The sequence below is a fragment of the Cellulomonas sp. genome (assembly GCF_965229465.1).
In the GTDB taxonomy this organism is placed as follows: Bacteria; Actinomycetota; Actinomycetes; order Actinomycetales; family Cellulomonadaceae; genus Cellulomonas.
The window spans coordinates 2,231,696-2,254,186 of the sequence record NZ_OZ245882.1 but is presented as its reverse complement, the minus strand read 5'-3'; the positions used below and the strand labels follow the sequence as shown (position 1 = coordinate 2,254,186).

20 protein-coding genes are annotated in these 22,491 nt (G+C 73.8%); 7 read left to right on the top strand and 13 right to left on the bottom strand.

The annotated features are described in order from the left end of the window. Positions 1–10: 10 nt before the first annotated feature. On the top strand, positions 11–343 hold the full coding sequence (locus ACO06A_RS10860; RefSeq protein ID WP_421732205.1) for a hypothetical protein: 333 nt from the start codon (positions 11–13) through the stop codon (positions 341–343). On the opposite strand, the gene ACO06A_RS10855 is transcribed toward ACO06A_RS10860, so the two are convergent. Beyond that, positions 340–2,025, bottom strand: coding sequence for an FAD-dependent oxidoreductase (locus ACO06A_RS10855; RefSeq protein WP_421732204.1), 1,686 nt, complete (start codon positions 2,023–2,025; stop codon positions 340–342). The two genes, ACO06A_RS10860 and ACO06A_RS10855, sit on opposite strands and share 4 nt — an antisense overlap. A gap of 51 nt (positions 2,026–2,076) precedes the next feature. Here ACO06A_RS10855 and ACO06A_RS10850 point away from each other — a divergent pair, with 51 nt between their 5' ends. From ACO06A_RS10850 to ACO06A_RS10840, 3 genes are all read left to right on the top strand, one after another. Next, a complete protein-coding gene (locus ACO06A_RS10850; protein WP_421732203.1) occupies positions 2,077–2,661 on the top strand; it encodes a protein-L-isoaspartate O-methyltransferase family protein in 585 nt (194 codons plus the stop codon). A gap of 153 nt (positions 2,662–2,814) precedes the next feature. Then, positions 2,815–6,711: a S8 family serine peptidase gene (locus tag ACO06A_RS10845; RefSeq protein WP_421732202.1), complete on the top strand. Its 3,897-nt coding sequence runs from the start codon at positions 2,815–2,817 to the stop codon at positions 6,709–6,711. 156 nt (positions 6,712–6,867) lie between these two features. Continuing rightward, positions 6,868–7,380 carry a DUF3806 domain-containing protein gene (locus ACO06A_RS10840; RefSeq protein ID WP_421732201.1) on the top strand — a complete coding sequence of 171 codons (513 nt, stop codon included), beginning with the start codon at positions 6,868–6,870 and terminating at the stop codon, positions 7,378–7,380. 11 nt (positions 7,381–7,391) lie between these two features. On the opposite strand, the gene ACO06A_RS10835 is transcribed toward ACO06A_RS10840, so the two are convergent. Beyond that, a complete protein-coding gene (locus tag ACO06A_RS10835) occupies positions 7,392–7,868 on the bottom strand; it encodes a ribonuclease H family protein (RefSeq protein WP_421732200.1) in 477 nt (158 codons plus the stop codon). A gap of 103 nt (positions 7,869–7,971) precedes the next feature. Between ACO06A_RS10835 and ACO06A_RS10830 the strand changes: the two genes are divergently transcribed. Then, positions 7,972–8,496, top strand: coding sequence for a hypothetical protein (locus tag ACO06A_RS10830; protein WP_421732199.1), 525 nt, complete (start codon positions 7,972–7,974; stop codon positions 8,494–8,496). 6 nt (positions 8,497–8,502) lie between these two features. On the opposite strand, the gene ACO06A_RS10825 is transcribed toward ACO06A_RS10830, so the two are convergent. The 11 genes from ACO06A_RS10825 to ACO06A_RS10775 all read right to left on the bottom strand — a co-directional run bounded on the left by ACO06A_RS10825 (position 8,503) and on the right by ACO06A_RS10775 (position 19,164). Further along, the gene (locus tag ACO06A_RS10825) at positions 8,503–9,069 is read right to left on the bottom strand and encodes a DoxX family protein (protein WP_421732198.1); all 567 of its coding nucleotides are present in this window, start codon (positions 9,067–9,069) and stop codon (positions 8,503–8,505) included. A 153-nt stretch (positions 9,070–9,222) separates the two neighbouring features. Beyond that, on the bottom strand, positions 9,223–10,170 hold the full coding sequence (locus tag ACO06A_RS10820; protein ID WP_421732197.1) for a 5'-3' exonuclease: 948 nt from the start codon (positions 10,168–10,170) through the stop codon (positions 9,223–9,225). Positions 10,171–10,404: 234 nt separating this feature from the next. After that, a complete protein-coding gene (locus ACO06A_RS10815) occupies positions 10,405–11,784 on the bottom strand; it encodes a hypothetical protein (protein WP_421732196.1) in 1,380 nt (459 codons plus the stop codon). Positions 11,785–11,857: 73 nt separating this feature from the next. Beyond that, positions 11,858–12,424, bottom strand: a complete 567-nt coding sequence (locus ACO06A_RS10810) for an RNA polymerase sigma factor (protein ID WP_421732195.1) — start codon at positions 12,422–12,424, stop codon at positions 11,858–11,860. Between the two features lie 88 nt (positions 12,425–12,512). After that, the gene (locus tag ACO06A_RS10805) at positions 12,513–14,135 is read right to left on the bottom strand and encodes a chromosome partitioning protein (RefSeq protein ID WP_421732194.1); all 1,623 of its coding nucleotides are present in this window, start codon (positions 14,133–14,135) and stop codon (positions 12,513–12,515) included. A gap of 189 nt (positions 14,136–14,324) precedes the next feature. Then, positions 14,325–14,729, bottom strand: a complete 405-nt coding sequence (locus tag ACO06A_RS10800) for an ATP-binding protein (RefSeq protein ID WP_421732193.1) — start codon at positions 14,727–14,729, stop codon at positions 14,325–14,327. A gap of 122 nt (positions 14,730–14,851) precedes the next feature. Continuing rightward, the gene (locus ACO06A_RS10795; protein WP_421732192.1) at positions 14,852–15,382 is read right to left on the bottom strand and encodes a NifU family protein; all 531 of its coding nucleotides are present in this window, start codon (positions 15,380–15,382) and stop codon (positions 14,852–14,854) included. Then, positions 15,379–17,319, bottom strand: coding sequence for a ferrous iron transporter B (gene feoB, locus ACO06A_RS10790; RefSeq protein WP_421736001.1), 1,941 nt, complete (start codon positions 17,317–17,319; stop codon positions 15,379–15,381). The genes ACO06A_RS10795 and feoB overlap by 4 nt, the downstream gene beginning before the upstream one ends. After that, positions 17,316–17,552 carry a FeoA family protein gene (locus tag ACO06A_RS10785; protein WP_421736000.1) on the bottom strand — a complete coding sequence of 79 codons (237 nt, stop codon included), beginning with the start codon at positions 17,550–17,552 and terminating at the stop codon, positions 17,316–17,318. The genes feoB and ACO06A_RS10785 overlap by 4 nt, the downstream gene beginning before the upstream one ends. A gap of 94 nt (positions 17,553–17,646) precedes the next feature. Next, positions 17,647–18,675 carry an alcohol dehydrogenase AdhP gene (adhP, locus tag ACO06A_RS10780; protein ID WP_421735999.1) on the bottom strand — a complete coding sequence of 343 codons (1,029 nt, stop codon included), beginning with the start codon at positions 18,673–18,675 and terminating at the stop codon, positions 17,647–17,649. A gap of 123 nt (positions 18,676–18,798) precedes the next feature. Next, positions 18,799–19,164 carry a VOC family protein gene (locus tag ACO06A_RS10775; RefSeq protein ID WP_421735998.1) on the bottom strand — a complete coding sequence of 122 codons (366 nt, stop codon included), beginning with the start codon at positions 19,162–19,164 and terminating at the stop codon, positions 18,799–18,801. Positions 19,165–19,346: 182 nt separating this feature from the next. On the opposite strand from ACO06A_RS10775, the gene ACO06A_RS10770 reads away from it, so the two are divergent. Both ACO06A_RS10770 and ACO06A_RS10765 read left to right on the top strand, forming a co-directional pair. Continuing rightward, positions 19,347–19,583 carry a hypothetical protein gene (locus tag ACO06A_RS10770; protein WP_421735997.1) on the top strand — a complete coding sequence of 79 codons (237 nt, stop codon included), beginning with the start codon at positions 19,347–19,349 and terminating at the stop codon, positions 19,581–19,583. Beyond that, positions 19,580–22,480: a helix-turn-helix transcriptional regulator gene (locus ACO06A_RS10765; protein ID WP_421735996.1), complete on the top strand. Its 2,901-nt coding sequence runs from the start codon at positions 19,580–19,582 to the stop codon at positions 22,478–22,480. Before ACO06A_RS10770 ends, ACO06A_RS10765 begins: the two co-directional genes overlap by 4 nt. Positions 22,481–22,491: the final 11 nt, after the last annotated feature.

Genomic DNA, 22,491 nt, shown 5'->3' with positions numbered 1-22,491 from the left:
CGCTTTCGCCGTGCTCCCCGAACCACCCCCCGCCCCGACCGCCGCGCCCCCGGTGCCGCAGGGCCTCGACGACCTCTACGACATCGCCCGGCTGGCCGACCGGCTGGGGGTCGAGCACGCCACCATCCGCGTCTGGCTGTCCCGCAAGGTGCCGTGGCTGCCGCAGCCCGACGGTCGGCTGAACGGCGGCGCGGTCTGGCGCGCGACCACGCTCGAGGGCATCGAGATGCGCCGCGAGCGGGGCCGTCCGGGACGCAAGCCGAAGTTCGTCCCGCCCCCGTCGGCGGCGGACGTGCCGCGCACGGGGATGATCCCCGTGGTCCCGGTGCGGGAGTCCGTCTAGAGCACGGTCAGGCGCAGCGCGCCCGGGGCCGACGCCGGTACCGCCGGACGCAGCGGTCGGACCGGCCGCAGCCGCTCGTACGGCTCGCCGAGCGCGGGCCGCGGATCGGGCTCCCCACGGTTGGGCCACAGCGAGAACGCCCGCTCCGCCTGCGCGGTGATGGTGAGCGACGGGTTGACCCCGAGGTTCGCGGAGACCGTCGAGCCGTCCACCACGTGCAGGCCCGGGTACCCGAACACCCGGTGGTAGGCGTCGACCACGCCCTCGTCCGCCGACCGGCCGATGGTGCACCCGCCGAGGAAGTGCGCCGTCATGGGCACGTCGGCCACCTCGCCCAGGCTGCTCGCGGCGAAGCCGCCCAGGTGCGCGGCCATCCGCCGGTAGGCGGCGTTGGCGGCCGGGATCCAGGTGGGGTTGGGCTCGCCCTCCCCCGGCGTCGACGTCAGCCGGGTGGTCCCGCGCCAGGTCCGCCGTGGTCGCACGGTGATCGACGCCCCGCCGGTCTGCATGACGAGCCCGATGACCGTGCGCTGCGACCAGCTGCCCAGGCCCAGCAGCAGCGACGCCACCTGTCCGGGATGCCGCAGCACGTTGCCCAGCCAGCGCACCGGTCGGGGCACGCGCCCGCCGCCGTCGGTGAGGACCGTGCTGAGCAGGCCCATGAGGTTGGACCCGCGGCCGTAGCGCACGGGCTCCAGGTGGGTGTGGTCGTCCAGGTGGACCGAGGACGTGATCGCGACGCCGCGGGTCAGGTCCGGCCGGCGTCGCCACCCGCGCCAGCGCGTCGCCGCGCCGCCGAGCGACTCGCTGTTGGTGCGGGTCAGCGCGCCCAGGCGGTCCGACAGCCGCGGCAGGGTGCCGTCCGCCTTCATCCGGTGCAGGAGCTGCTGGGTGCCCCACGTCCCGGCCGCGACGACCACCTGGTCGGCGGTCACGGTCCGCCCCGCCCCGCGGCGACCGGTCCGCTCGGTGCGGACCTCCCAGCCCTGAGCGCAGGGGCGCACGGACGTCACGGTCGTCTCCGCGACCACCCGCGCGCCCGCCCGCTCGGCCAGGTAGAGGTAGTTGGTGGGCAGCGTGTTCTTGGCGCCGTGCCGGCAGCCGGTCATGCACTCGCCGCACTCCAGGCAGCCGCGCCGCTCCGGTCCGGCACCCCCGAAGAACGGGTCCGGCACCCGCGCGCCGGGGACACCGAACACCACGCCGACAGGCGCCAGCCGGAACGAGTCGCCGACGCCCAGGTCGACCGCGGCCTTGCGCACGATCTCGTCGGACGGCGTGCACGTGGGGTTGTCGACGACCCCGAGCATGCGGCTCGCCTGGTCGTAGTACGGCGCCAGCTCCGCCCGCCAGTCGGTGATGCCCGCCCACTGCGGGTCCGCGTAGAACGCGTCGGACGTGGGCCGGTAGAGGGTGTTGGCGTAGACGAGCGAGCCCCCGCCGACGCCCGCGCCGGCCAGCACCACCACGTCGGGCAGCACGTGGATGCGCTGGATGCCGAGCCAGCCGATCCGTGGCGCCCAGAGGAACCGGCTGACGTCCCACGAGGTGCGCGGGAGGGTCTCGTCGGTGAACCGTCGCCCGGCCTCGAGCACCAGGACGCGGTAGCCCTTCTCGACGAGCCGCAGGGCCGCCACGGACCCGCCGAAGCCGGAGCCGACGACCACGACGTCGTAGCGCACGGTGCCTCCTCACGGCGTCCATGGCGGAAGGCCCGATCGTAGGCTCACCTCATGGGTGCGCACGCCGACCCGACACGCGCCGCCGACGTGGACGACGCGATGCACGAGCTCGCGCGCCAGCGGTTCCTGCCGGAGCAGCAGCGCGCCCGCGCGGCCGAGGACCACCCGCTGCCGCTGTGGCACGGGCAGACCAGCTCGCAGCCGAGCACCGTCTCGTTCATGCTCCGGCTGCTCCAGGTGCCCGTCGGTGCGCGCGTGCTCGACGTCGGGTCCGGCTCCGGCTGGACGACCGCGCTGCTCGCCCGGCTCGTCGGACCGAGGGGCGCCGTGCTCGGGCTGGAGCTCGACCCCGAGCTCGCCGTGTGGGGCGCGGCCAACCTCGACGCGTGCGGCCTGCCCTGGGCGCGCATCGAGCAGGCGACCCCGGGGGCCCTCGGCCGGCCGGTCGACGGCGGGTGGGACCGGATCCTCGTCTCGGCGGCACCGAGGCGGCTGCCCGCGGCCCTGGTGGACCAGCTCGGCGAGGACGCACGCATGGTGATCCCGGTGCGCTCGACCATGCACCTGGTGGAACGGCGGGACGGGCGGACGGAGATCACGACTCATGGGTCGTTCGTCTTCGTGCCCCTGCGCTGAGCCCTCAGGTCACGAACAGGAAACGATCATTCCGCCTGAAGGTGACGAATGCCGTACCTGCCAGTAACGTGCACCGGGCGTGCGTCAACGTGTGACTACCGTCACGTCGCGGGCGCACGCACGTCGATCCTCCTCGAAGCCAGGGATGCGCACATGCCACGTCGACCCGTCCTCGCCGCCGTCACCGCCCTGTCAGTCGCGATCAGCACCGCGTTACTCGGCGCCGGAGGCGCGTCGGCGGCACCCCCGCCGACAGGGACGGGCTTCGAGATCACGAAGCCCAGCGGCCAGACCGAGTTCAAGCCCGGCCGCTACATCGTGACCCTCGCCGACGAGGCGGTCGCCACCTACGACGGCGGCGTCAGCGGCTACGCGGCCACCAAGCCCGCCGAGGGCGACCAGCTCAACGCACGCAAGGCGCCCGCCAAGAGCTACCGCGACTACCTCGCGGACAAGCAGGAGGCCGTGGCCGACTCGGTCGGTGCCTCGATCGACGCCTCCTACACGCTGGCCCTCAACGGGTTCGCGGCAGACCTCACCGCGGCGCAGGCGGCCACGCTGCACGCCGACCGCGAGGTGCTCTCCCTGGTCCCGGACGAGCTCAAGCACATCACCGCCGAGCCCTCGACGTCCTTCCTGGGGCTCGACGGCCCCGGGGGCGTCTGGGAGTCGATCGGCGGCGCCGACCAGGCCGGTGACGGCGTCGTCCTCGGCGTGCTGGACACGGGCATCGCGCCCGAGAACCCCGCCTTCGCGGGCAGCCCGCTGGGCACCACGGCAGGCGCCGAGCCGTACCTGGACGGTGACACGATCACCTTCCAGAAGGGTGACGGCAACGTCTTCCACGGCATCTGCCAGACGGGCGAGCAGTTCACCGCCGACGACTGCTCGACCAAGATCGTCAGCGCTCGCTACTTCCTCGACGGGTACGGCGCCGCCAACATCGGCGACGCGTCCACCGGCGAGTACGTGTCCCCGCGCGACGGTGACAGCCACGGCTCGCACACCGCCAGCACGGCGGCCGGCAACGTGGGCACGCCGACCTCGATCGGCGGCATCGACTTCGGCACCATCACGGGCGTCGCGCCCGCGGCCAAGATCGCCGCCTACAAGGTCTGCTGGTCCGGTCCGGACCCGTCCGTGCAGACCGACGACGGCTGCGCGAACTCCGACATCCTCTCCGCCATCGACCAGGCGGTCGCCGACGGCGTCGACGTCATCAACTTCTCCATCGGCGGCGGCGCGGCGACGACCGTGCTCGGGCCTGAGGACTACGCGTTCCTCGGCGCAGCGGCGGCGGGCATCTTCGTCTCCGTCTCCGCGGGCAACGCCGGACCCGGCGCCTCGACCGCGGACCACGCATCCCCCTGGTACACCTCGGTGGCCGCATCCACGATCCCCAGCTACGAGGCCACGGTCACGCTCGGTGACAGCCAGGCCTTCGCAGGTGCCTCGATCACGGTCGACATGGACCCGGCCGCGGAGCCGCTCACCGGTGCGCTGGTGAACTCCACCGCCGTCGGCCTCGCCGGCGCGACCGCCGCGGACGTGCGACTGTGCGCGCCCGGCTCCCTCGACCCGGCGCTCGTCCAGCCCGACACGATCATCGTCTGCGAGCGCGGCGTCGTCGCCCGCGTCGACAAGTCGGCCGAGGTCGCCCGCGTCGGCGGCATCGGCATGGTGCTGGTCAACGTGACCCCCAGCTCGCTCGACACGGACTTCCACTCGGTCCCGACCGTGCACCTCAGCCACATCTACCACGACGCGGTCGTCGCCTACGCGGCCACCGCCGGCGCCACCGCGACCTTCACCACCGGCAACGAGCTCGGCACCACCCCGCCGGTCCCGCAGGTCGCCGGCTTCTCCTCGCGCGGGCCGATCCTCGCGGGCGGCAGCGACATCATCAAGCCGGACATCGCGGCTCCGGGCGTCTCCATCCTCGCCGCCGGCGCCAACGCCGAGGGCGGGGAGCCCACGTACGAGTTCCTCAGCGGCACGTCCATGGCCTCGCCGCACATCGCCGGCCTCGCGGCCCTGTACCTCGGTGAGCGTCCCGACGCAGCACCCTCCGAGATCAAGTCCGCGATGATGACGACCGCGTACGACACCGTCGACGACGCGGGCGACCCCGTCACCGACCCGTTCGCGCAGGGTGCCGGGCACGTCGACCCGACGAAGTTCTTCGAGCCCGGCCTGCTCTACCTGAACGGTCTGCCGGACTGGTACTCGTACCTGGCGGGCCAGGGGTACGGCGCTCCCGCCGACCCGATCGACGCGAGCGACCTGAACATCGCCTCGATCGGCATCGGCAGCCTCACGGCCACCCAGACGATCACCCGCACCGTCACCTCGACGCAGGCGGGGACCTTCACCTCGTCGGTCCAGGGGCTCCCGGGCATCGACACGGTGGTCGAGCCGTCGACGCTCACGTTCGGCGGGGCCGGCGAGGCGAAGACGTTCTCGGTGACCTTCACCCGCACCGACGCGGCTCTCGACGAGTTCGCGACCGGCTCGCTCACCTGGACCTCGGGTGACACGGCCGTCCGCAGCCCGATCGCGGTGCAGCCGGTCGCGATCCTCGCTCCGGGGTCCGTCTACGGGACGGGCACCACCGGCTCGGTCGACATCGAGGTGACGCCCGGCTCCACCGGGGACATCCCGCTGGCGACGACCGGCCTGACCGCCGGCGAGCTGCTCGCCGACCCGACCGGCACCGAGACCGAGCACAGCGGTTCCGGTGCCACCGGCGACTCCGCCGAGTACCTCGTCGACGTCCCGGCGGGTGCTGCGTTCGCGCGGTTCGACCTCGACGCCCTGGACGACTCGGCCGACCTCGACCTGACGGTCTACCTGCTGGACGAGGCAGGGGACGTGGTCGCGGGCTGGCAGTCGGCGACCGCGTCCGGCGACGAGCGCGTCGATCTGGCTGAGCCCGACGCCGGTACCTACGCGGTCGTCGTGGACGTCTTCAACGCGACCGGCAGCGTCGCGTGGGACCTCACGGCGACGTCGGTGCTGGACGGTGGAGCACCGCTGGCGCTCGACCCGTCCGTGCTGGCCGGGGTGCAGGGCGTCCCCGTGGGCTACACCGCGTCGTGGGCGGACCTCACGCCGCGGACCACCTACGTCGGTCTGGTGAGCTACGGCGACATCGGGGCGTTCACGGTCGTGCAGGTCGCCACCGGCGAGCCGGCGACCCCGACGACCACCACGCTGGCGGTCACGGGCGACACGACGGTCGGCTCGGAGCTCACGCTCACGGCCACCGTCGCACCGGCCGAGGCCGCGGGCACCGTCACGTTCCTCGACGGGCAGACCCCGGTCGGCTCGTCGGCCGTCACCGACGGCACGGCGAGCGTGAAGGTCACGCTCGGCGCCGGGGCGCACTCGCTGACCGCGAGCTTCGCCCCTGCGGACGCGAGCCTGTTCGCGCCGTCCACGTCGGAGGCCGTCCCGGTCGAGATCGCCAAGTCGACCTCGACGACCACGTTCATCCTGTCCCGGACGTCCGCCCCGTACGGGCAGCCGACCAAGGCAGCGATCGTGGTCAAGGGTGCGACCGCACCGCCGACGGGCACGGTCGAGATCAAGGACCGTGGGGTGACGGTCGCCACCGGCACGGTCAAGGTCACCGGCCTGCGGGGCGTCGCCGACGTGGTGATCCCCGGCACGCTGCGGTCCGGCAACCACCACCTGACCGCCGTCTACACCGGCAACGCGGACGTGTCCGGGTCGCAGGCGCAGCGGTGGTTCACCGTCACCAAGGTGAAGGCCACGGCGTCGCTCACGGCGACCTCGTGGACCGTCTCCAAGGGCGACAAGCCCGTGGTGACCATCACGGTCACCGGCCCGAAGGGTGCACCCGCGCCCACCGGCTCGGTGTCCGTGTCGCTGGGCCTCCAGCGGGTGGCCACGGTGCCGCTCACCAACGGGGTCGCCAAGGTGACCCTCCCGGCGGTGCAGCACTCGACCGTGGTGCTCGCCAGCTACAGCGGTGACGGCGGGTACCTGCCGACCACCACGTCGCACGCCCTGACGGTCAAGCGCTGACCCGCCTGGCTCCGTGACGAGGGCCGCGTCGACCTCCGGGTCGGCGCGGCCCTCGTGCGTCCGACGGTCAGTTGCCCGGGTGCACCGAGACGCCGACCGGGCGATCTCGGGGTGTCGGGGGTCAAGCGCAGGGGTGACTCCGTCGATACTCGGCACATGGGACTGTTCCGACGTGCCGAGACGCCGACCGACGGGTCGACGGTGCCGCACCCGCACACGCCTGCCGACGACACCCGCTCGGTGCAGGTGGAGCCGCTCAACCCTGCCGAGCTGGTCTGGGCCGCGCAGCACCGGGAGATCATCACCGGCCTGTGCGCGGGCCAGGTCGACACGCAGACCCTCGGCGACCTGTTCGACCGCGTCCAGGCGATCTGGTTGCAGTCCGACGAGCGCGACCGCACCGACCCGGAGTCGCTGGTGCACGCGTTCGGCGTCACCCTGGGCGACCTGGTCGCGCAGCGGGTGCCGGGGCTGGTGTGGGGCTCCGCACGCGGTGACGGCTCCCCCGAGCTGGTCCTGACGCACGCGGAGCACGACCTCGTGGTCTTCCCCGTGGCCGCCGTCGGGCAGTCGTGGGGCAGCGCGCCGGTCGGGTGGGTGTCCGAGTACGTGACCGAGGCGGCGCAGGGCGCGCAGGCGATCCTCTCCCGGGGCTCCCAGCCCCGCTGATCGCCCCGCTCCTAGAACAAGACGTCGGGCTCCGCGGCCCGTGCCGGTTCCGGAGCGACGTCGCGCACGCTCCGGGCGGCGATCCCGGCGAGCTCGTCGGCCCGCTCGTTGAACTCGTCCCCGCGGTGACCGCGGACCCACACGAAGCTGACGCCACCCGGCCGCTGCGCGATCGCCGCGTCGATGGACTGGATCAGGGCCAGGTTCTGCACCGGCCCGCCGGCAGCCGTGCGCCAGCCCTTGCGCTTCCAGCTGTGCACCCACTCCGACGAGCACTTGATCGCGTACTGCGAGTCGGCCTGGATCACCAGGGGCTCGTCGCCGGGGTGCGACCGGATGGCCTCGAGGACGGCCATGAGCTCGGCCACCTGGTTGGTGCCGGAGGCGTGACCGCCGCTGGCGCTGCTGCCGTCGTGGTTGGCCCAGGCCCACCCGATCGCCCCGCCGGGGTTGCGCAGGCAGGAGCCGTCCGTGCTGACCGTGATCACGGGAGGTGATTCTGCCCTGCGTTCGCGGGGTCGCTGCACCCGAACGGGGGCATTCGGTGCACGGCCCCTCACGTCCGGCCCGGATCACGTCGATGTGCACGGTATGACGACGTTCGACGACACGGACTTCTTCTCCGACGCGTTCACCGGGTTCGGTGCCGACCAGGCGCCCCGGCGTCGGTCCGGCATGCTCACCGCGCTCGTCCTGGTCGCCGCGGCCGCGCTGGTGGCCAGCGGCATGATCTGGGTGCGGCTCGCGCAGATCCCCGTCGCGCTGCCCACCGTGGACCCGGCGACGACGCTCGCCGTGTTCGACCACGCCCAGCGGTCGGTGGACACCGTCGCGGCCGACGACCTCGCCGGCAGCCTCATCGACCCCGCCAGCACCCGGTTCCTGGCCGCGACGGCCGACACGCGCTACTACGCCGGCGTGTCACGGACGCACCTGCTCTGCGTGCTGAGCCTGACCACCGGCGAGCTGCCGACCACCGGGTGCACGTCGACCGAGGGCGGCGTCGTCGACCTCGTCATCGGCGACGAGCTCATGGTCGTGAACGCAGGAGGACCCGCCCCGGCAGCCGCGGACGGCTGGCGCGAGGCGGGCCCCCAGGTGTTCCTGAAGGACTGAGGTCGCTCACTCCTGCGGGAGTCGCAGCCGCGCACCGAGCGCCGCGGCGCCGATGACCGCGCCCGCGCACGCGAGCACGATGTCCTTCACCACGTACTGACCCGTCAGGGTCGGTCCGCCGGCGGGGAACAGCTCGCCGTAGAAGAGCACGATCGGCGACATGATGCCGACCAGCGCCGCGGCGAGGATGACCAGGCCCGTGCGCAGGAACAGTCCCGTGACCAGCGTGAGCCCGATGACGGTCTCCATGATCGCGGTCAGCAGCAGAGCCGCCGTCGGGCCGACGAGGCCGAACGTCAGCGTGCCGATGGTCCGCTCGGCCAGCTCCGCCGCCGGGCTCATGCCGGGGAAGAACTTCAGGACGCCGAAGCCGAGGAACACCAGCCCGAGGCTGATCCGCAGCGCGGTGATGGAGTAGCGGGTCAGCACGGTCGCCAGTCCCGCCACCGCGCGGTCGACCAGCGACGGCTGCGGGACGGTCGGGGCGAACGTGTTGCTGGGGATGTGGGACGACGTCGTGGCCGCGGGGTGCCGCTTCGACACAGTGGACGTCAGGGTGCGGGCAGAGGACATGGGGACGTGCCTTTCCGGTCGAGACCCCGGGGTCGGGGTGCAGGGTGCCGGTGGTCTCCGGCACGGGCGTGGCTACCGGTCGGTAACGCACGTCCGAGCAGGAGGACGCTTGTCCATGTCTGATACGTCCGATTTCCGGGTCGTGCCCGACTTTCACCCGGCGAGCGCGTCCACCACCCGCTTCACGCTCGACGACAGCCCCCACGTCTCGGCCAGCGCGACAAGCGCCCCGGCGTCCGCGACGACGCTCGGCAGCCGGTCGTCGAGCTCCCCGACGGGAGCGTCCGGCGCCACCCGCACGACCGCCGGCGCGACCGCCAGGTAGTCGGCCGACTCGACCAGCCGCCGACGCTGCGTCGCGGTCAGGCCCGGGTCGCCGGCGTCGCGCGCGGCGAGGATCCCGTCGAGTGAGCCGTACCGGTGCACCAGCTGCGCGGCAGTCTTCTCCCCGATGCCGGGCACGCCGGGCAGCCCGTCGCTCGGGTCGCCGCGCAGCACGGCCATGTCGGCGTAGCCGGGTCCCGACGACACCGCGTACTTCTCCTTGAGCACCGCCTGGTCGATGGCCATCAGATCCTTGATGCCGCGGATCGTGTAGAGCACCCGCACCGGGACCGCGTCGTCGACCAGCTGGAACAGGTCCCGGTCCCCCGTGATGACGTCCACCGGTGCGCGGTCCTCCTTGGCCACCTCGCGCGCGACCAGCGTGCCGATCACGTCGTCCGCCTCGTAGCCGGGCACCCCGACGCGCGCGATGCCGAGCGCCTGGAGCACCTCGACGATGATCGGCACCTGCGGCGAGAGGGTGTCCGGCACCTCCTCGACCCCCGTGGTGCCCGGCACCTCGACCGCCACGCGGTGCGCCTTGTACGACGGGATCGCGTCCACCCGGAACTGCGGCCGCCAGTCGTCGTCCCAGCACATGACCAGCCGCGTGGGCCGGTGGTCGTTGACCAGCCGCGCGATCATGTCGAGCAGCCCGCGCACCGCGTTCACGGGCGTCCCGTCGGGCGCCTTCACGGAGTCGGGCACCCCGAAGTACGCCCGGAAGTACAACGAGGCGGTGTCCAGCAGGAGCAGCTTCTCGGTCCGTTCACCCATGCCCGCGAGTCTGTCAGCAACGACCGACGACGACCGAGCATGTGCGCACAGCGGCCGGACTCGCGGGCGACAGGGGCGGCGAGAACAACCTCAGTGGCGCGACGGGGGGCGGGAACGGCACTCAGGTTGTTCTCGGCGGTCCGTGCACCGACCGTCCGGCATGACGAAGGCCGGTCGGCGTCCCTCCGACGCCGGCCGGCCTTCGTGCTCTCTCCGCAGGGCTTCCCCGAGGGGTCAGCCCGCTGCGGAGAAGTCCAGCTGGTCGTCCACGACCGCGATGACGCTCCACGTAACGCCGTCGGCGTCGGCGAGCTCGTACGTGGGCACCAGCACCGACGCGCCCGTCGGCAGGGTGGTCAGGGCGACACCCAGGCGTGCGGACACCAGGGTGACCTCCTGTACCGGCCAGGCCAACGGGCTGCCTGCCGACGGCGTCGCGGGGACCGTGGGCTCGGACTGGACCGGCGAGCTCACCGAGTCGTCGGCCACCCGCGCGCTCTGGCCGGCCAGCGGCATCACGCCACCGCCGCCCGAGATGCCGAACCGCGGGTCGCCCAGCCGCTCGACGGCCTCGGTCGGGCTGACCACGTCGTACGTGCCCAGCTCGATCATCGGCGCCAGCGGGGCGTACACCGACTGGACCCCGTCGGCCACGACCGTGACGCTCGCCGTGACCCCCGTGAGCTGCCCGTCGAGCGTCTGGCTGGCGGTGACGTAGGTGACCTGCGGGCCGGACGCCTCGGTCGAGGCGGCGAGCTGGTAGTCGGCGACGTCGATGCCGAGCGCGACGAGGACGTCCTTGGCCTGCTGCACCGCGGCGTCCCCCGTCGGGGCGTCCAGGGGGGTCGGGCACTTGCTCTCCTCGCCGTCGATCGCAGGCTCGGGCAGGGCGACGCCACCGTCGGTGGTCCCGGAGTCGGGCTGCACGGCACCGTCGGGCGCCGAGAACTGGCAGTTCCACGGGTCCCGCGTCGGGTCGTAGTACGACAGGCTCGCCAGGCCGTCCGCGGACAGCGAGACCGACGGACCGGAGCCGTCGGTCGGTCCGACCGACCAGGTGCCGTACTCCTGCCGCGGCTGCCCGTCGACGCCCAGCGCCGCAGCGGCGGCTGCGACGGTCTCCTCCGAGTAGGTGCCCGCGGCGTCGAACCCCCACGCGCCGCCCGAGCCGCCCTCGGTGGACAGCCCGGACGCGGTGAACACCGTCCGGCCGCCATACCAGGGGTACATCAGCTTGGCGGACTCCGGTCCCCCGGCCGCCATCGACGTCGCGGCCTGGTCGCGCGCGACCTCGGCGCCGGGCGCCTGCCCGAGCGAGATCGCCGGCTCGGCGGTGACGGCCGGCGGAGCGTTGTTGAGGCCGTACGCGTAGCTGCCCCCGCCGATCACGGCGACGCCGGCGACGGCCGCCGCGATCGTGATCCAGCGCGGCGCGCGGCGGGTCCGGCGGGCCGCGAGCTCGTCCTGCGGGGCGGTCACGGTGATGCCGGTCCCCTCGGCGACGGCCGCGTACAGCGCCGGCAGGTTCGGCTCGCTGCCGGCGGCGGGGTCGGCCGCCTGGAGGCGGGCGAAGGCCACGTCCTCGGTGGGCTCGGTGTTGGTTCGGTCGTCCACGGTGCTGCCTCCTGGTCCGGGGTGCGGTACTCCTCTACCCCTCATGTGTGCCGAGGAGCCCGCACCTTGCAGGTCAGGCCTCCGCGGCTGCCCAGACCTCGCGCAACCGGGCGCGTGCGCGGCTGAGCGCGGCGTCCGCCCCGCCGCGGCCGACGCCGAGCACCTGGGCCAGCCCGTCGCCGGTCAGCCCCTCCCACGCGTTGAGCAGCAGGATCTCCCGGTCGCGGGCGCTCAGGGCGCCGAGCACCTCGCGGACGCGCTCCTCCTGCACCGCGCGGACGGCCGGGTCGTCCGAGTCGACCTCGTCGGCCACGTCCGCGACCGGGATGGGTCGGCCCTTGCGCCGGTGGTTGGCGACGACGAACCCCGCCGTGCGGTACAGCCAGGGAAGCTCGGCGCCGTCCGGCACGTCCGCGCGGCGACGCCACGCGATCGTCAGCACGTCGGCGGCCAGGTCCTCGGCCTCGTCACGGCCCGCACGACGGACCACGAAGCGGTGCACGGCGGTGGCGTGCGCGCGGACCAGCGCCTCGAACCAGGCTGCGTCGTGCGCCGTGGCCCCAGGGCCCCCAACGTCCCCGATGCCCGTCGGCACGTCGCCGGTCTCGCTGTCCGGCGTGCTCGATGTCCGCGACGGCACGGTGCTCCCTGGTGGTGGTCGGACGAAGGCCTACACCTGCACTCTGTCGCGAGCGCACCGGTTCTTGCACGCCACGGCGGGCGAGTTCTCAGAGGCCGTCGGCCACCACGGCCGTGACGCGGAGCCAGGCGTCGCGCGTGGTCGTGCTGAGAGCGTCGTAGTCGATGGGCCCGCCGGCCACCAGCGCCTTGTCGTGCGGCACGTCCAGGACCGCCCGGGTGAGGGCCCCGAAGTGGGACCGGAGGCGCTTCTGGAGGTCCTTGTCCACCTTGGGCTCGGGTGCGGACAGGACGGTGACCGCGCGCCGGACCGCCTCGTCGTGACCGGTGGCGCGCAGCGCGTCCAAGGCCCACGCGGCGGACTGCGCCGTGTCCTCGCGGACGGTCGAGACGACGACGATCTGGTCGGCGGCACCCACGGCCGCCTGCCAGTTCGAGGCGCGCATGTTGTTGCCCGTGTCGATGACGAGCACCCGGTAGAAGCGCGAGAGCACCTGGTGCAGGGAGCTGAACGAGTCGGCGTCGACCGACGACGCAGACGCGGAGTTCTCGTCGGACGCCAGCACGTCGAACTGCTCGCTGGGCTGCGTGCGGACGAACCCGTCGAGGTCGCCGATCCGGACGGTGCCCTCGTCGCCGAGCACGGGCAGCGCGTTCAGCAGGTCGACGGCGGTGCGCGTGTGGTCGGCGTGCGAGGAGCGCCAGCCGAGGGTGCCCCGGGTCTCGTTGTTGTCCCAGGCCAGCGTGTACCCCCCGCGCTGGAGCCCGAACGTCGCCGCCAGCAGCATCGTGGCGGTCGTCTTGTGGGCGCCACCCTTGGGGTTGATCACCACGATCGTCTTGGGACCGTCCAGGGTCCGGCGCACCGAGGCCGACGCGATGCGCCGACGCCGCTCCACGCGACCGGGCGCGGGCGAGATGCCCCCGAAGGTCAGCCGCCGGATGCCCGCCTGCCACCCGTGCTCGGCGGGGCCGCCGGTGGCGGCCGGGTGCCGCGCGGCGAGCAGGTCGTCCAGGGTGGGCAGCGGCTGCGAGGAGCTGGTCGGCGCCGGGGAGCTCAGGCGGTCTCCGGTCAGGCTGCTCGTGCCCGAGGTGTCGCTGCCGGCCGTCGTCGGGGCCGAGTCCTGCGGACGCGTGGACGCTCCGCGCGTCGCCGCGGGTCCGCGGGCAGGCGACGGCGGGGCCGCGGGAGCGCTCGCTGCGGCCGGCTCCGTCGTGACGGGGATCGGCAGGCCGGCCGAGGGGGTGGACGGGACCGAGCCGGCGGGCGGGGCCTCGGGGCTGGTGGTGCCGGAGGCCGGCGTGGCGGGACGCTCCGGAGCGGGTGCGTCGTCGGGGCGCTTCTCGTCGGCACGCTTCTGGTCGGCGTCGCGGACCACGTCGACCGGGCCGGACTGCGGCGCACCGTCGGCGTCGTCGGACGACGGGTCCCCGGGTGCCTCGTCGACCAGGCCGTCCGGGTGGATCAGCAGCGACCAGACGCCGTCGGGGTCCCGCACCTGCACGGGCACCGGCCGTCCGAGCGAGCCCGCCAGCCCGGCGATGCGGCTGGTGATCGCGGCGCCCGCCTCGGCCAGGGTGGCCATGCGCACCCGCTCGATGACGCCGTCGACGGAGATCTCCCCCGTGCCGTCCTCGCGCACCTCGGCACGGATGTCCGGCAGTCGCGTCGTCGTCGTCGACGAGTTCTGCCCGTCGGTGCGCTCGCTCATGGTCTGGTTGCCCCTCGCTCCTGGTCGTCCGCCCCCGAAACTACGCTGCACAGGCCCCGCGCGCACTGTCGAGGCGCAGGCCAGCGCACTACGGACCCCCGTCGGGGCTGCCATGAGCAGCAGCCGGGGACCTCCGCGTGACATCCGGCACTGCCGGACATCCCGGGCGTGTCGGGCCGGCTCGTCCGGTCACTCGTCCGTCCGGACCTCGAACCACACCGTCTTGCCGTCGCTGTGGGGGTGGATGCCCCAGTCGGTGGACAGTGCCTCGACGAGCGCCAGACCGCGCCCGCTCGGCGCGGTCGGCTCCGGGTGGCCGACCGTCGGGGTGCCGCCGCCGGTGTCACGGACGCTCACGCGCACCGTCGCACCGTCGATCCGCACCTCGACCCGCACGTCGCCGCGGTCGGGACCGTGCACGACCGCGTTCGACACCAGCTCGGCGGTGAGCAGCTCGACCACCTGGTTGGGCGCTCCCCCGACGTCGGCGTCGGCGATGGTCCGCATGACCCAGTGCCGCACGGCCCGGGGTGCCGAGCGCTCGGCCTGGACCACGAGCTCGCCGACGACGGCTTGAGCGTCTCGACGGCGCACGCTGGCCGCGCTCCGGAGATCTCGCACATCGCCCACCAGCCCAGAGTGCCCGACGCGCTCCGTTCCTGCCTGGGGGGACGGCAGACGCGTCCGGGTGAACGGACGGCTTCCCGGCGACGCGGTCACGCCCTCGGAGGCACCGAGCGCGGCACAGGGCCTCTCGCCTCGTCGACGCCGACCAGCCAGGGACATCGGGCGCGCAGCTCGCGCTCCAGGCGCGCGCGCACGGTGACGGCCGCCGCGGGGCACCCGTGGCAGGCGCCCTCCAGGTGCACGGTGACGCGCCCGTCGCCGACCGCGGCCAGCGTGATCCGCCCGCCGTGGGACCGGGCGAACGGGTCGACGATCTCGCCGACCACCTCCCGGGCCGCCGCCAGGAGCAGACGGTCCCGCTCGTCCGGTCCGGGAGGTGCCGCGGCCAGGCCGGCGCGCACGGCGTCGCGCACCCGCGCCGACTCCTCGGCCCAGGTGCGCCCCGGGGCCAGCGTGGTGCGGACGTGCTCGGGCTCGACCACGAACGAGTCGAGGACGCCGGCTTCCCGCAGCGCGGAGAGCGGAGGCGGCTCGGTCGGGGACGGGCGCGTCGGGCCGACGTACCAGGCCACGGTGCTCGGGTCGGCGGTGGACTCCGGGTGCAGCGGGAGCAGGGTCATCCCGTGAGCCCGATCGTGACGGCACGCGCGACCCACGCCATCACCCACGCCAGCGCGGTCATGTACGTGAACGCGAGCGCGGGCCAGCGCCAGGAGTTGGACTCGCGGCGCAGCACCGCCAGGGTGGCGAAGCACTGCATCGCGTACACGAAGAAGGTCAGGAGAGCGACGATCGTCGGCGCGGTGAAGATCGGCGTCCCCGCACGCGGTCCGCTGTCCCACGTCATCGCCCCGAGGGCCTCGGCGGGGTGCTCGGTGTCGCTGGACGCGGCGATCTGGCCCATCGTCGAGACGAAGACCTCGCGGGCGGCCATCGCGCCGATCAGGCCGACGTCGATGCGCCAGTCGAAGCCCAACGGTGCGGTCGCCGGTTCGACGGCCCGACCGACCGCCGCGGCGTAGCTGTGGTCGAGCTGGTAGGCCGACGCGTCCGCCGGGGCCATCGACGCCGTCTCGGTCGAGTGCGTCGGGAAGGTCATGAGCGCCCAGAGCACGACCGTCGCGCCGAGGATGATCGTGGCCATCTTGCGCAGGAACGCCCCGACCGCTGCGCCGACGGCGTGCGCCACGGCGCGTACCGACGGCACCCGGTACGGCGGCAGCTCGAGGTAGAAGGGCAGCCCACCGGCACGCAGCACGGTGGACTTGAGCACCGAGGCGACGACGAGCGCGGAGATCCCGCCGGCCAGGTAGAGCGCGAGCATCGCCAGGCCACGTAGGCCGACGGGCCCCCAGGTGGCGTCGGCCGGCACGAGCATGCCCACCAGGAGCAGGTACACGGGCAGCCGCGCGGAGCAGGTCATCAGAGGCGCGGACAGCATGGTGGCCAACCGGTCGCGTGAGGACGGCAGGGTCCGGGTGGCCATGATCCCCGGCACCGCGCACGCCACCGAGGACAGCATCGCGACGAACGCGCGCCCGTCCAGCCCGCTGACCTCCATCACCCGGTCCATCAGCATCGCCGCGCGGGCCAGGTACCCCACGCCCTCCAGCAGCGAGAGCAGGAGGAAGAGCAGGGCGATCTGCGGGAGGAAGACCAGCACGCCGCCGACCCCGCCGATCAGGGCCGTGCCGACGAAGTCGGCGAGCAGCGGGGGCCCGATGTGCTCGATCGCCCGTGACGACAGCGCGGCGAACACCTGCTCGATCAGGCCCATGGCCGGCGCCGCCAGGGCGAAGATCGCCTGGAAGAACGCGAACATCACGACGAGGAACGCGGCGACGCCGCCCACGGGATGCAGCAGCACGCGGTCGATCGCCCGGGTCCGCGCGGGTGCGCCGGCGGGCGTGTAGCGCGCGCGGTGCACCACCGACGAGATCCAGGCGTCCAGCTCGGTCGGGTCCTCGACGGGTGGCGGAACCACGGCTGCGGGCCAGGAGCCCCAGCCCAGCACCTCCTGGCGCAGCGCGGGGATCCCGCGGCCCCGGCTGCCCTGGACCTCGTGCACCGGCACGCCGACCGCGGTGGAGAGCAGAGCGAGGTCCAGCCGGCCGCCGCCCGCACGCAGCTCGTCCATCATGGTCACCGCCACGGCGCACGGCCGCCCGGTCGCCAGCGTCCGGGCGACGAGCTGCAACGAGCGTCGCAGCGTGGTGGCGTCGACGACGAGCAGGAGCGCGTCGGGACGCGGGAGGCCGGCGATCCGGCCCGCCAGGTGGTCCGCGACGACCTGCTCGTCGGGGCTGACCGGGTCGAGACCGTAGGTGCCCGGCAGGTCCGTCACGTGCACGGACACCGGCGTGCCGTCCACGCTGCCGGTGATCGTCCCGACGGCTCGGGTGACCGTGACGCCGGGATAGTTCGCGGTCCGCACGTGCAGCCCGGTGAGGTGGTTGAAGACGCTGGACTTGCCGGCGTTGGGGCAGCCGACCATGGCGACCTGACGAAGGACCGTCGCGGCCGGCACCGCAGGAGAGTCGTGGCACGTCGCGCTCACGACTGGACCTCGATCACCACGAGCGAGGACAGGTCCCGACGCAGGCACAGGTCGGACTCGCCCACCCGGAAGAGCACCGGGCTCCCCCACGGCGCCCGCCGCACGCAGACGACCTCGCAACCCGCCCGGAAGCCGAGGTCGCGCAGTCGCGCGCGCGTCGCCGGTGCTGCCCCGTCGATCTCCACGACGGTCGCGCGGGCACCTCGGGGAAGGTCCCGCAGCCGCACGCCCATCGCCCCACCCGTCGTGGCGGCCCGGGGCTCGTCCCCGGCACCGCTCCGGACGTTAGTGGAGCCTTACCTCATGCTCTGGGTCGTTGGTCCCGGCTCAGTCGCGCATGTCCATCACGACCCGGCCGTCGATCTCACCGCGCTGCATCTCGGCGAAGATCGTGTTGATCTCGGCGAGCGGACGCGTCGTGTACGTCGGGCTGACCAGTCCACGGGCGAAGAAGTCGAGCGCCTCGGCCATGTCCTTGCGCGTCCCGACGATCGACCCACGGACCGTGAGCCCGAAGAGCACCGTGGTGAAGATGTCGAGCGGGAACTGCTCGGGCGGCAACCCGACCAGGGCGACCGTGCCGCCGCGCCGCAGCGCCCGGACCGCCTGCGGGAACGCCGTCCCGTTCACCGCGGTGACCAGCGCACCGTGCACGCCACCGGTGCGCTCCTGCAGCCGGGCGGCCGGGTCGTCCTCGAGCGACGCGTTGACCACGACCTCGGCGCCGTGCTTGGTGGCCAGGGCCAGCTTGGACTCGTCGACGTCGACGGCGGCGACCCGGCGGCCCATCGCGACCGCGTACTGCACGGCGAGGTGGCCCAGCCCGCCGATCCCGGAGACCAGCACCCACTCTCCGGGCTTGGTGTCGGTCATCTTCAGACCCTTGTAGACCGTGACGCCCGCACAGAGGACCGGCGCCGCGCCGGCGGGGTCGACGCCGTCGGGGATCACCGGGCAGTAGCGCGAGTCCACCACCATGTACTGGCCGAAGGACCCGTCCACCGAGTAGCCGCCGTTGCGCTGGTCCGGGCACAGCGTCTCCCAGCCGGTCTGGCAGTACTCGCACTCGCCGCAGGCGGACCAGAGCCACGCGTTGCCGACGAGGTCTCCGACGGACACGCGGGTGACGGAGTCGCCCACCGCGACGACGTGCCCGACACCTTCGTGCCCGGGGATGAACGGCGGCGTGGGCTTGACCGGCCAGTCACCGTGGGCCGCGTGCAGGTCCGTGTGGCACACCCCGGAGTAGTCGACGCGGACCAGCGCCTCGTGCGGTCCGACCGTGGGGATGGGGACGTCCGCGACGTCCAGATCGCTGCTGAACGACCGGACGACCGCGGCCTTCATGGTGTCCATGGCGTGCACTCCTCGAGCTGCTCCGTCCCCCGGCACGGGGGTGTCCGCGACGGTGCGGACACTCCAGGTATGGCCCTCGGCTCGAGGCGTCAGTAGGGCCACAGGTCCCGCGGGCTGGAGCGGTCAGGGCAGCTGGCTGACCAGCCCGAGCAGGTTGCCCTCGGAGTCGCGGACGAACGCGTGCCACTCGTCGGTGCCCGCGGGGCCGAGGGTGTCGTCCTCGTGCCGGAAGATCACGTGCGGCTCGGACTCGACGACCACGCCGCGGGCGCGCAGGCGCTCGGTCGTGGCGGCCACGTCGGGCACCCGCAGGTAGAGCAGCGACGAGGGGGCGCCCACGTCCAGCAGCAGCCGGACGCCGTCGAGGTCGAAGAACAGGAGCCCCGGCGGGTCGAACCGGGCCGTCGGCGGCGCGCCCAGCAGGTCGGTGTAGAAGGCCGCGGCGCGGTCGAGGTCCTCGGCGTGCTGGGCGACCTGGACGAGTCCCATGCGCCCATCCTGCTCCTCCTGAGGTACCTCAGACGCAGGCGCCCCCACCTCAGACGGTCCATGCACCCATCCCGTCCTCAGGACCCGTCGACCGACCGATCCGGCGACCCACCCCTCACGACCAGAGTCGTGGTTGTCAACGAGAGCCGGGCAGATCGTCCGGCGTTCATGAGGAGGACACCATGGCTGACTTCTGGGGACCCGCCCTCGACGCCGAGCTCGCCTACCGCCACGAGCGCCTGTTCACGGCGCTGCGAGGGATCCCGGAGCGGGAGGAGATCGCCGACCAGGGCGAGGCGCTGGCTGCCACCGCCCGCCCCGACGGCTCGCTGCGACCCGTGCAGCCCGCACACCCTCTGGTGAGTGCGGCGCGTGGGTGGCTGCTGCGAGGATCGGAGACATGGCACGTGGCTCGATGAGCACACCGTTCGTCGCCCGCGCGCTCCAGGTCGACCAGCTCACGCTGGCGCTGGGGCGCGCGGGCGTCGGCGAGCCGTCGACCGTCCTGATCGGGGCGGACGCCGGCGTGGGCAAGACCCGGCTGCTGCGGCACGTCGCCGAGCTCGCCGACGCCGCCGGAGCGCGGGTCGTCGTGGCGCACTGCGTGGATCTCGGCGAGATCGGCCTGCCGTACCTGCCGTTCGCGGAGGCGCTGTCGCAGCTGCACGCGCTCGACCCCGACGCGGTCGACGCCGTCGTCGCCAACCGTCCGGCGCTCGCCCGGCTGCTGCCCGGACCGTCCGGCACCGCAACCGCCCCGGACGACCAGGCCAACCGGCTCCAGCTGTTCGACGGCCTGGTGGAGGCGTTCAGCGCCGTCGGCGGCCCGGGGCACCCCCTGCTGCTGGTCCTCGAGGACCTGCACTGGGCGGACGCCTCGAGCCGGGACGTCCTGCGGTTCCTGGTCTCGCGGCTGCGGGACCAGCACCTGCTGCTCGTCGCCAGCTACCGCACGGACGACCTGCACCGGCGGCACCCGTGGCGCCCGGTCGCCACCGAGCTCAGCCGGCACCCCCGCGTCGAACGCCTCGACCTGTCCCCGTTCACCGACGACGAGCTGCGCGAGTTCACCACCGCGCTGTCCGGCGCCCCGCTGACCGAGTCCACGCTGCGCCGGGTGATCGACCGGTCGGAGGGCAACGCCTACTTCGCCGAGGAGCTGCTGGAGGCCGGCGCCGAGGCCGACGAGCTGCCGTGGTCGCTGGCCGACGTGCTGCGCGCCCGGCTCGAGCTCCTCGACCCGTCGGTCCAGCGCCTGGCGCGCATCGCGTCCGCCGCCGGCCGACGCGTGTCCGAGCCCCTCCTGCGGGCCGCGGTCTCCGCCGACGCGGACCCACAGCTCACCGCGCCGGGCGCCTTCGACACCGCGCTGCGGGAGGCCGTCACCCACCACGTGCTGGTCGGCGAGGACGAGCTCATCGCGTTCCGGCACGCCCTGCTGGCGGAGGCCGTCTACACCGACCTGCTCCCCGGCGAGCAGTCGTCCCTGCACCGCGCCTACCTGCGCGTGCTGCGGGACGACCCGACGCTCGGGCCGTCGTCGCAGCTGGCCTCGCACGCGCTGCGCGCCCCCGACCTGCCGACCGCCCTGCGCGCGTCCCTGGATGCGGCCGACCAGGCGCACGAGGTGCTGGCGCCCGCGGAGGAGCTGCGGCACCTGGAGGTGGTGCTGCGACTCTGGGAGGCCGTCCCGGAGGTCACGGCGTCGCTCGGGGGCACCGACCACATCGACGTGCTCGTCGCGGCTGCGGCGGCCGCGAGCCGCGCCGGACAGGTGGACCGCTCGGTGCAGCTGGCTCGCGCGGCCGTCGAGGAGACGGGGTCGGACGTCCCGCGGCAGGCCCACCTGCGCACCGGCCTCGCCCGGTACCTGCTGGGGATCGAGAGCGTGCACGACGCCCTGGAGCAGTCGTCGCGCGCGCTCGCCGACCTGCCGGACGAGCCGACGCCGGAACGCGCCTGGGCGTTGGCCACCTACGCCCGCAGCGCGCTGAACGCGGACCTGGACGACGAGGCCGTCGCGAGCGCCACCCGGGCGGTCGAGCTGGCGCGGCAAGCCGGCGCGGCCGACGCCGAGTCGGACGCGCTGACCACGCTGGCGGTGCTCGTGGTCGACGACGAGGACCGGGCGGCCGAGCTGTTGACCAGCGCGCTCGCCCGCGCCCGGGAGGCGTGCGACTACGCCACCGAGCTGCGGACCATGTACAACCTCGCCAGCAACCGCTACTACGCGGGCGACCTGCCGGGTGCCACGCAGGTCACGGCCGACGGGGTGGAGCGCGCCCGCTCGCTCGGGATGACGTGGAGCGTCTACGGCGTCGAGCTGCACATGTTCACGCAGCTCATCCGGTACGTCTCGGGTGACCTGCGCGCGGCATCCATCGGTGGCGTCCCTGACGAGCTGGCCGACACGCTCATCGCGGTGAACCTGTACGCGGCCGTGGCCCGCGGGGACACCGACGCCGCGGAGCGTGGTCACGCCCTGGAGCCCAGCTGGTCCAAGGACGGGCTGATCGCGCTGGTCGCCGGTGGATGCACCATCGACGCGCACACGTGGCGCGGGGAGCTCGAGGACGCGATCGGCTTGGCGCTGCGGCTGCTCGAGCACCTGTGGCGCGCGTGGTCGGACTACTTCCTCGGGGGCATCTGGCTGGTCGCGCTGGCCCTGAGCGCCCTGGCCGACGCCGCCCAGCAGGAGCGGCTGCTCGGTCGAGACGTGACCGAACGGCTGGCCCTGGGCGAGCGCCTGCTCGAGCGCGCGCGGACCACGGCGGAGCGCGGCCGGCCCCGCGGCGGTCGCCTGGGCCCCGAGGGTCGCGCCTGGCTGGCCCGCGCGCACGCCGAGCACTCGCGGCTCGCGGGCGCCAGCGACGTCGAGCTGTGGCGCGAGACGGTGGCGGAGTTCGGGTACGGCTACCGCTACGAGGTGGCGCGCAGCCGGTTCCGGCTGGCCGAGGCGCTGCTGGAGAGCGGGGACCGGGACGCCGCGCGGGACGAGGCGGGGATCGCGCTGACCGAGGCGGACGCGATGGGAGCGGTGCCGCTGGCGACCGCCGTCCGGGGGCTCGCGCGGCGCGGCCGGCTCGACCTCCCGGGCGTCCGGGTGGGCGGCGTCGACGTGCTGACCGCGCGCGAGGCCGAGGTGCTCGCGCTCGTGGCGCAGGGCCTGTCCAACCGGCAGATCGGGGAGAAGCTGTTCATCTCCGGCAAGACCGTGTCGGTGCACATCTCCAACCTGCTGGCCAAGCTGGGCGTCTCGGGCCGCGCGGAGGCCGTGTCGGTGGCGCACCAGCGAGGGCTGATCGGTGCGGGCTGACCTGGGCAGCG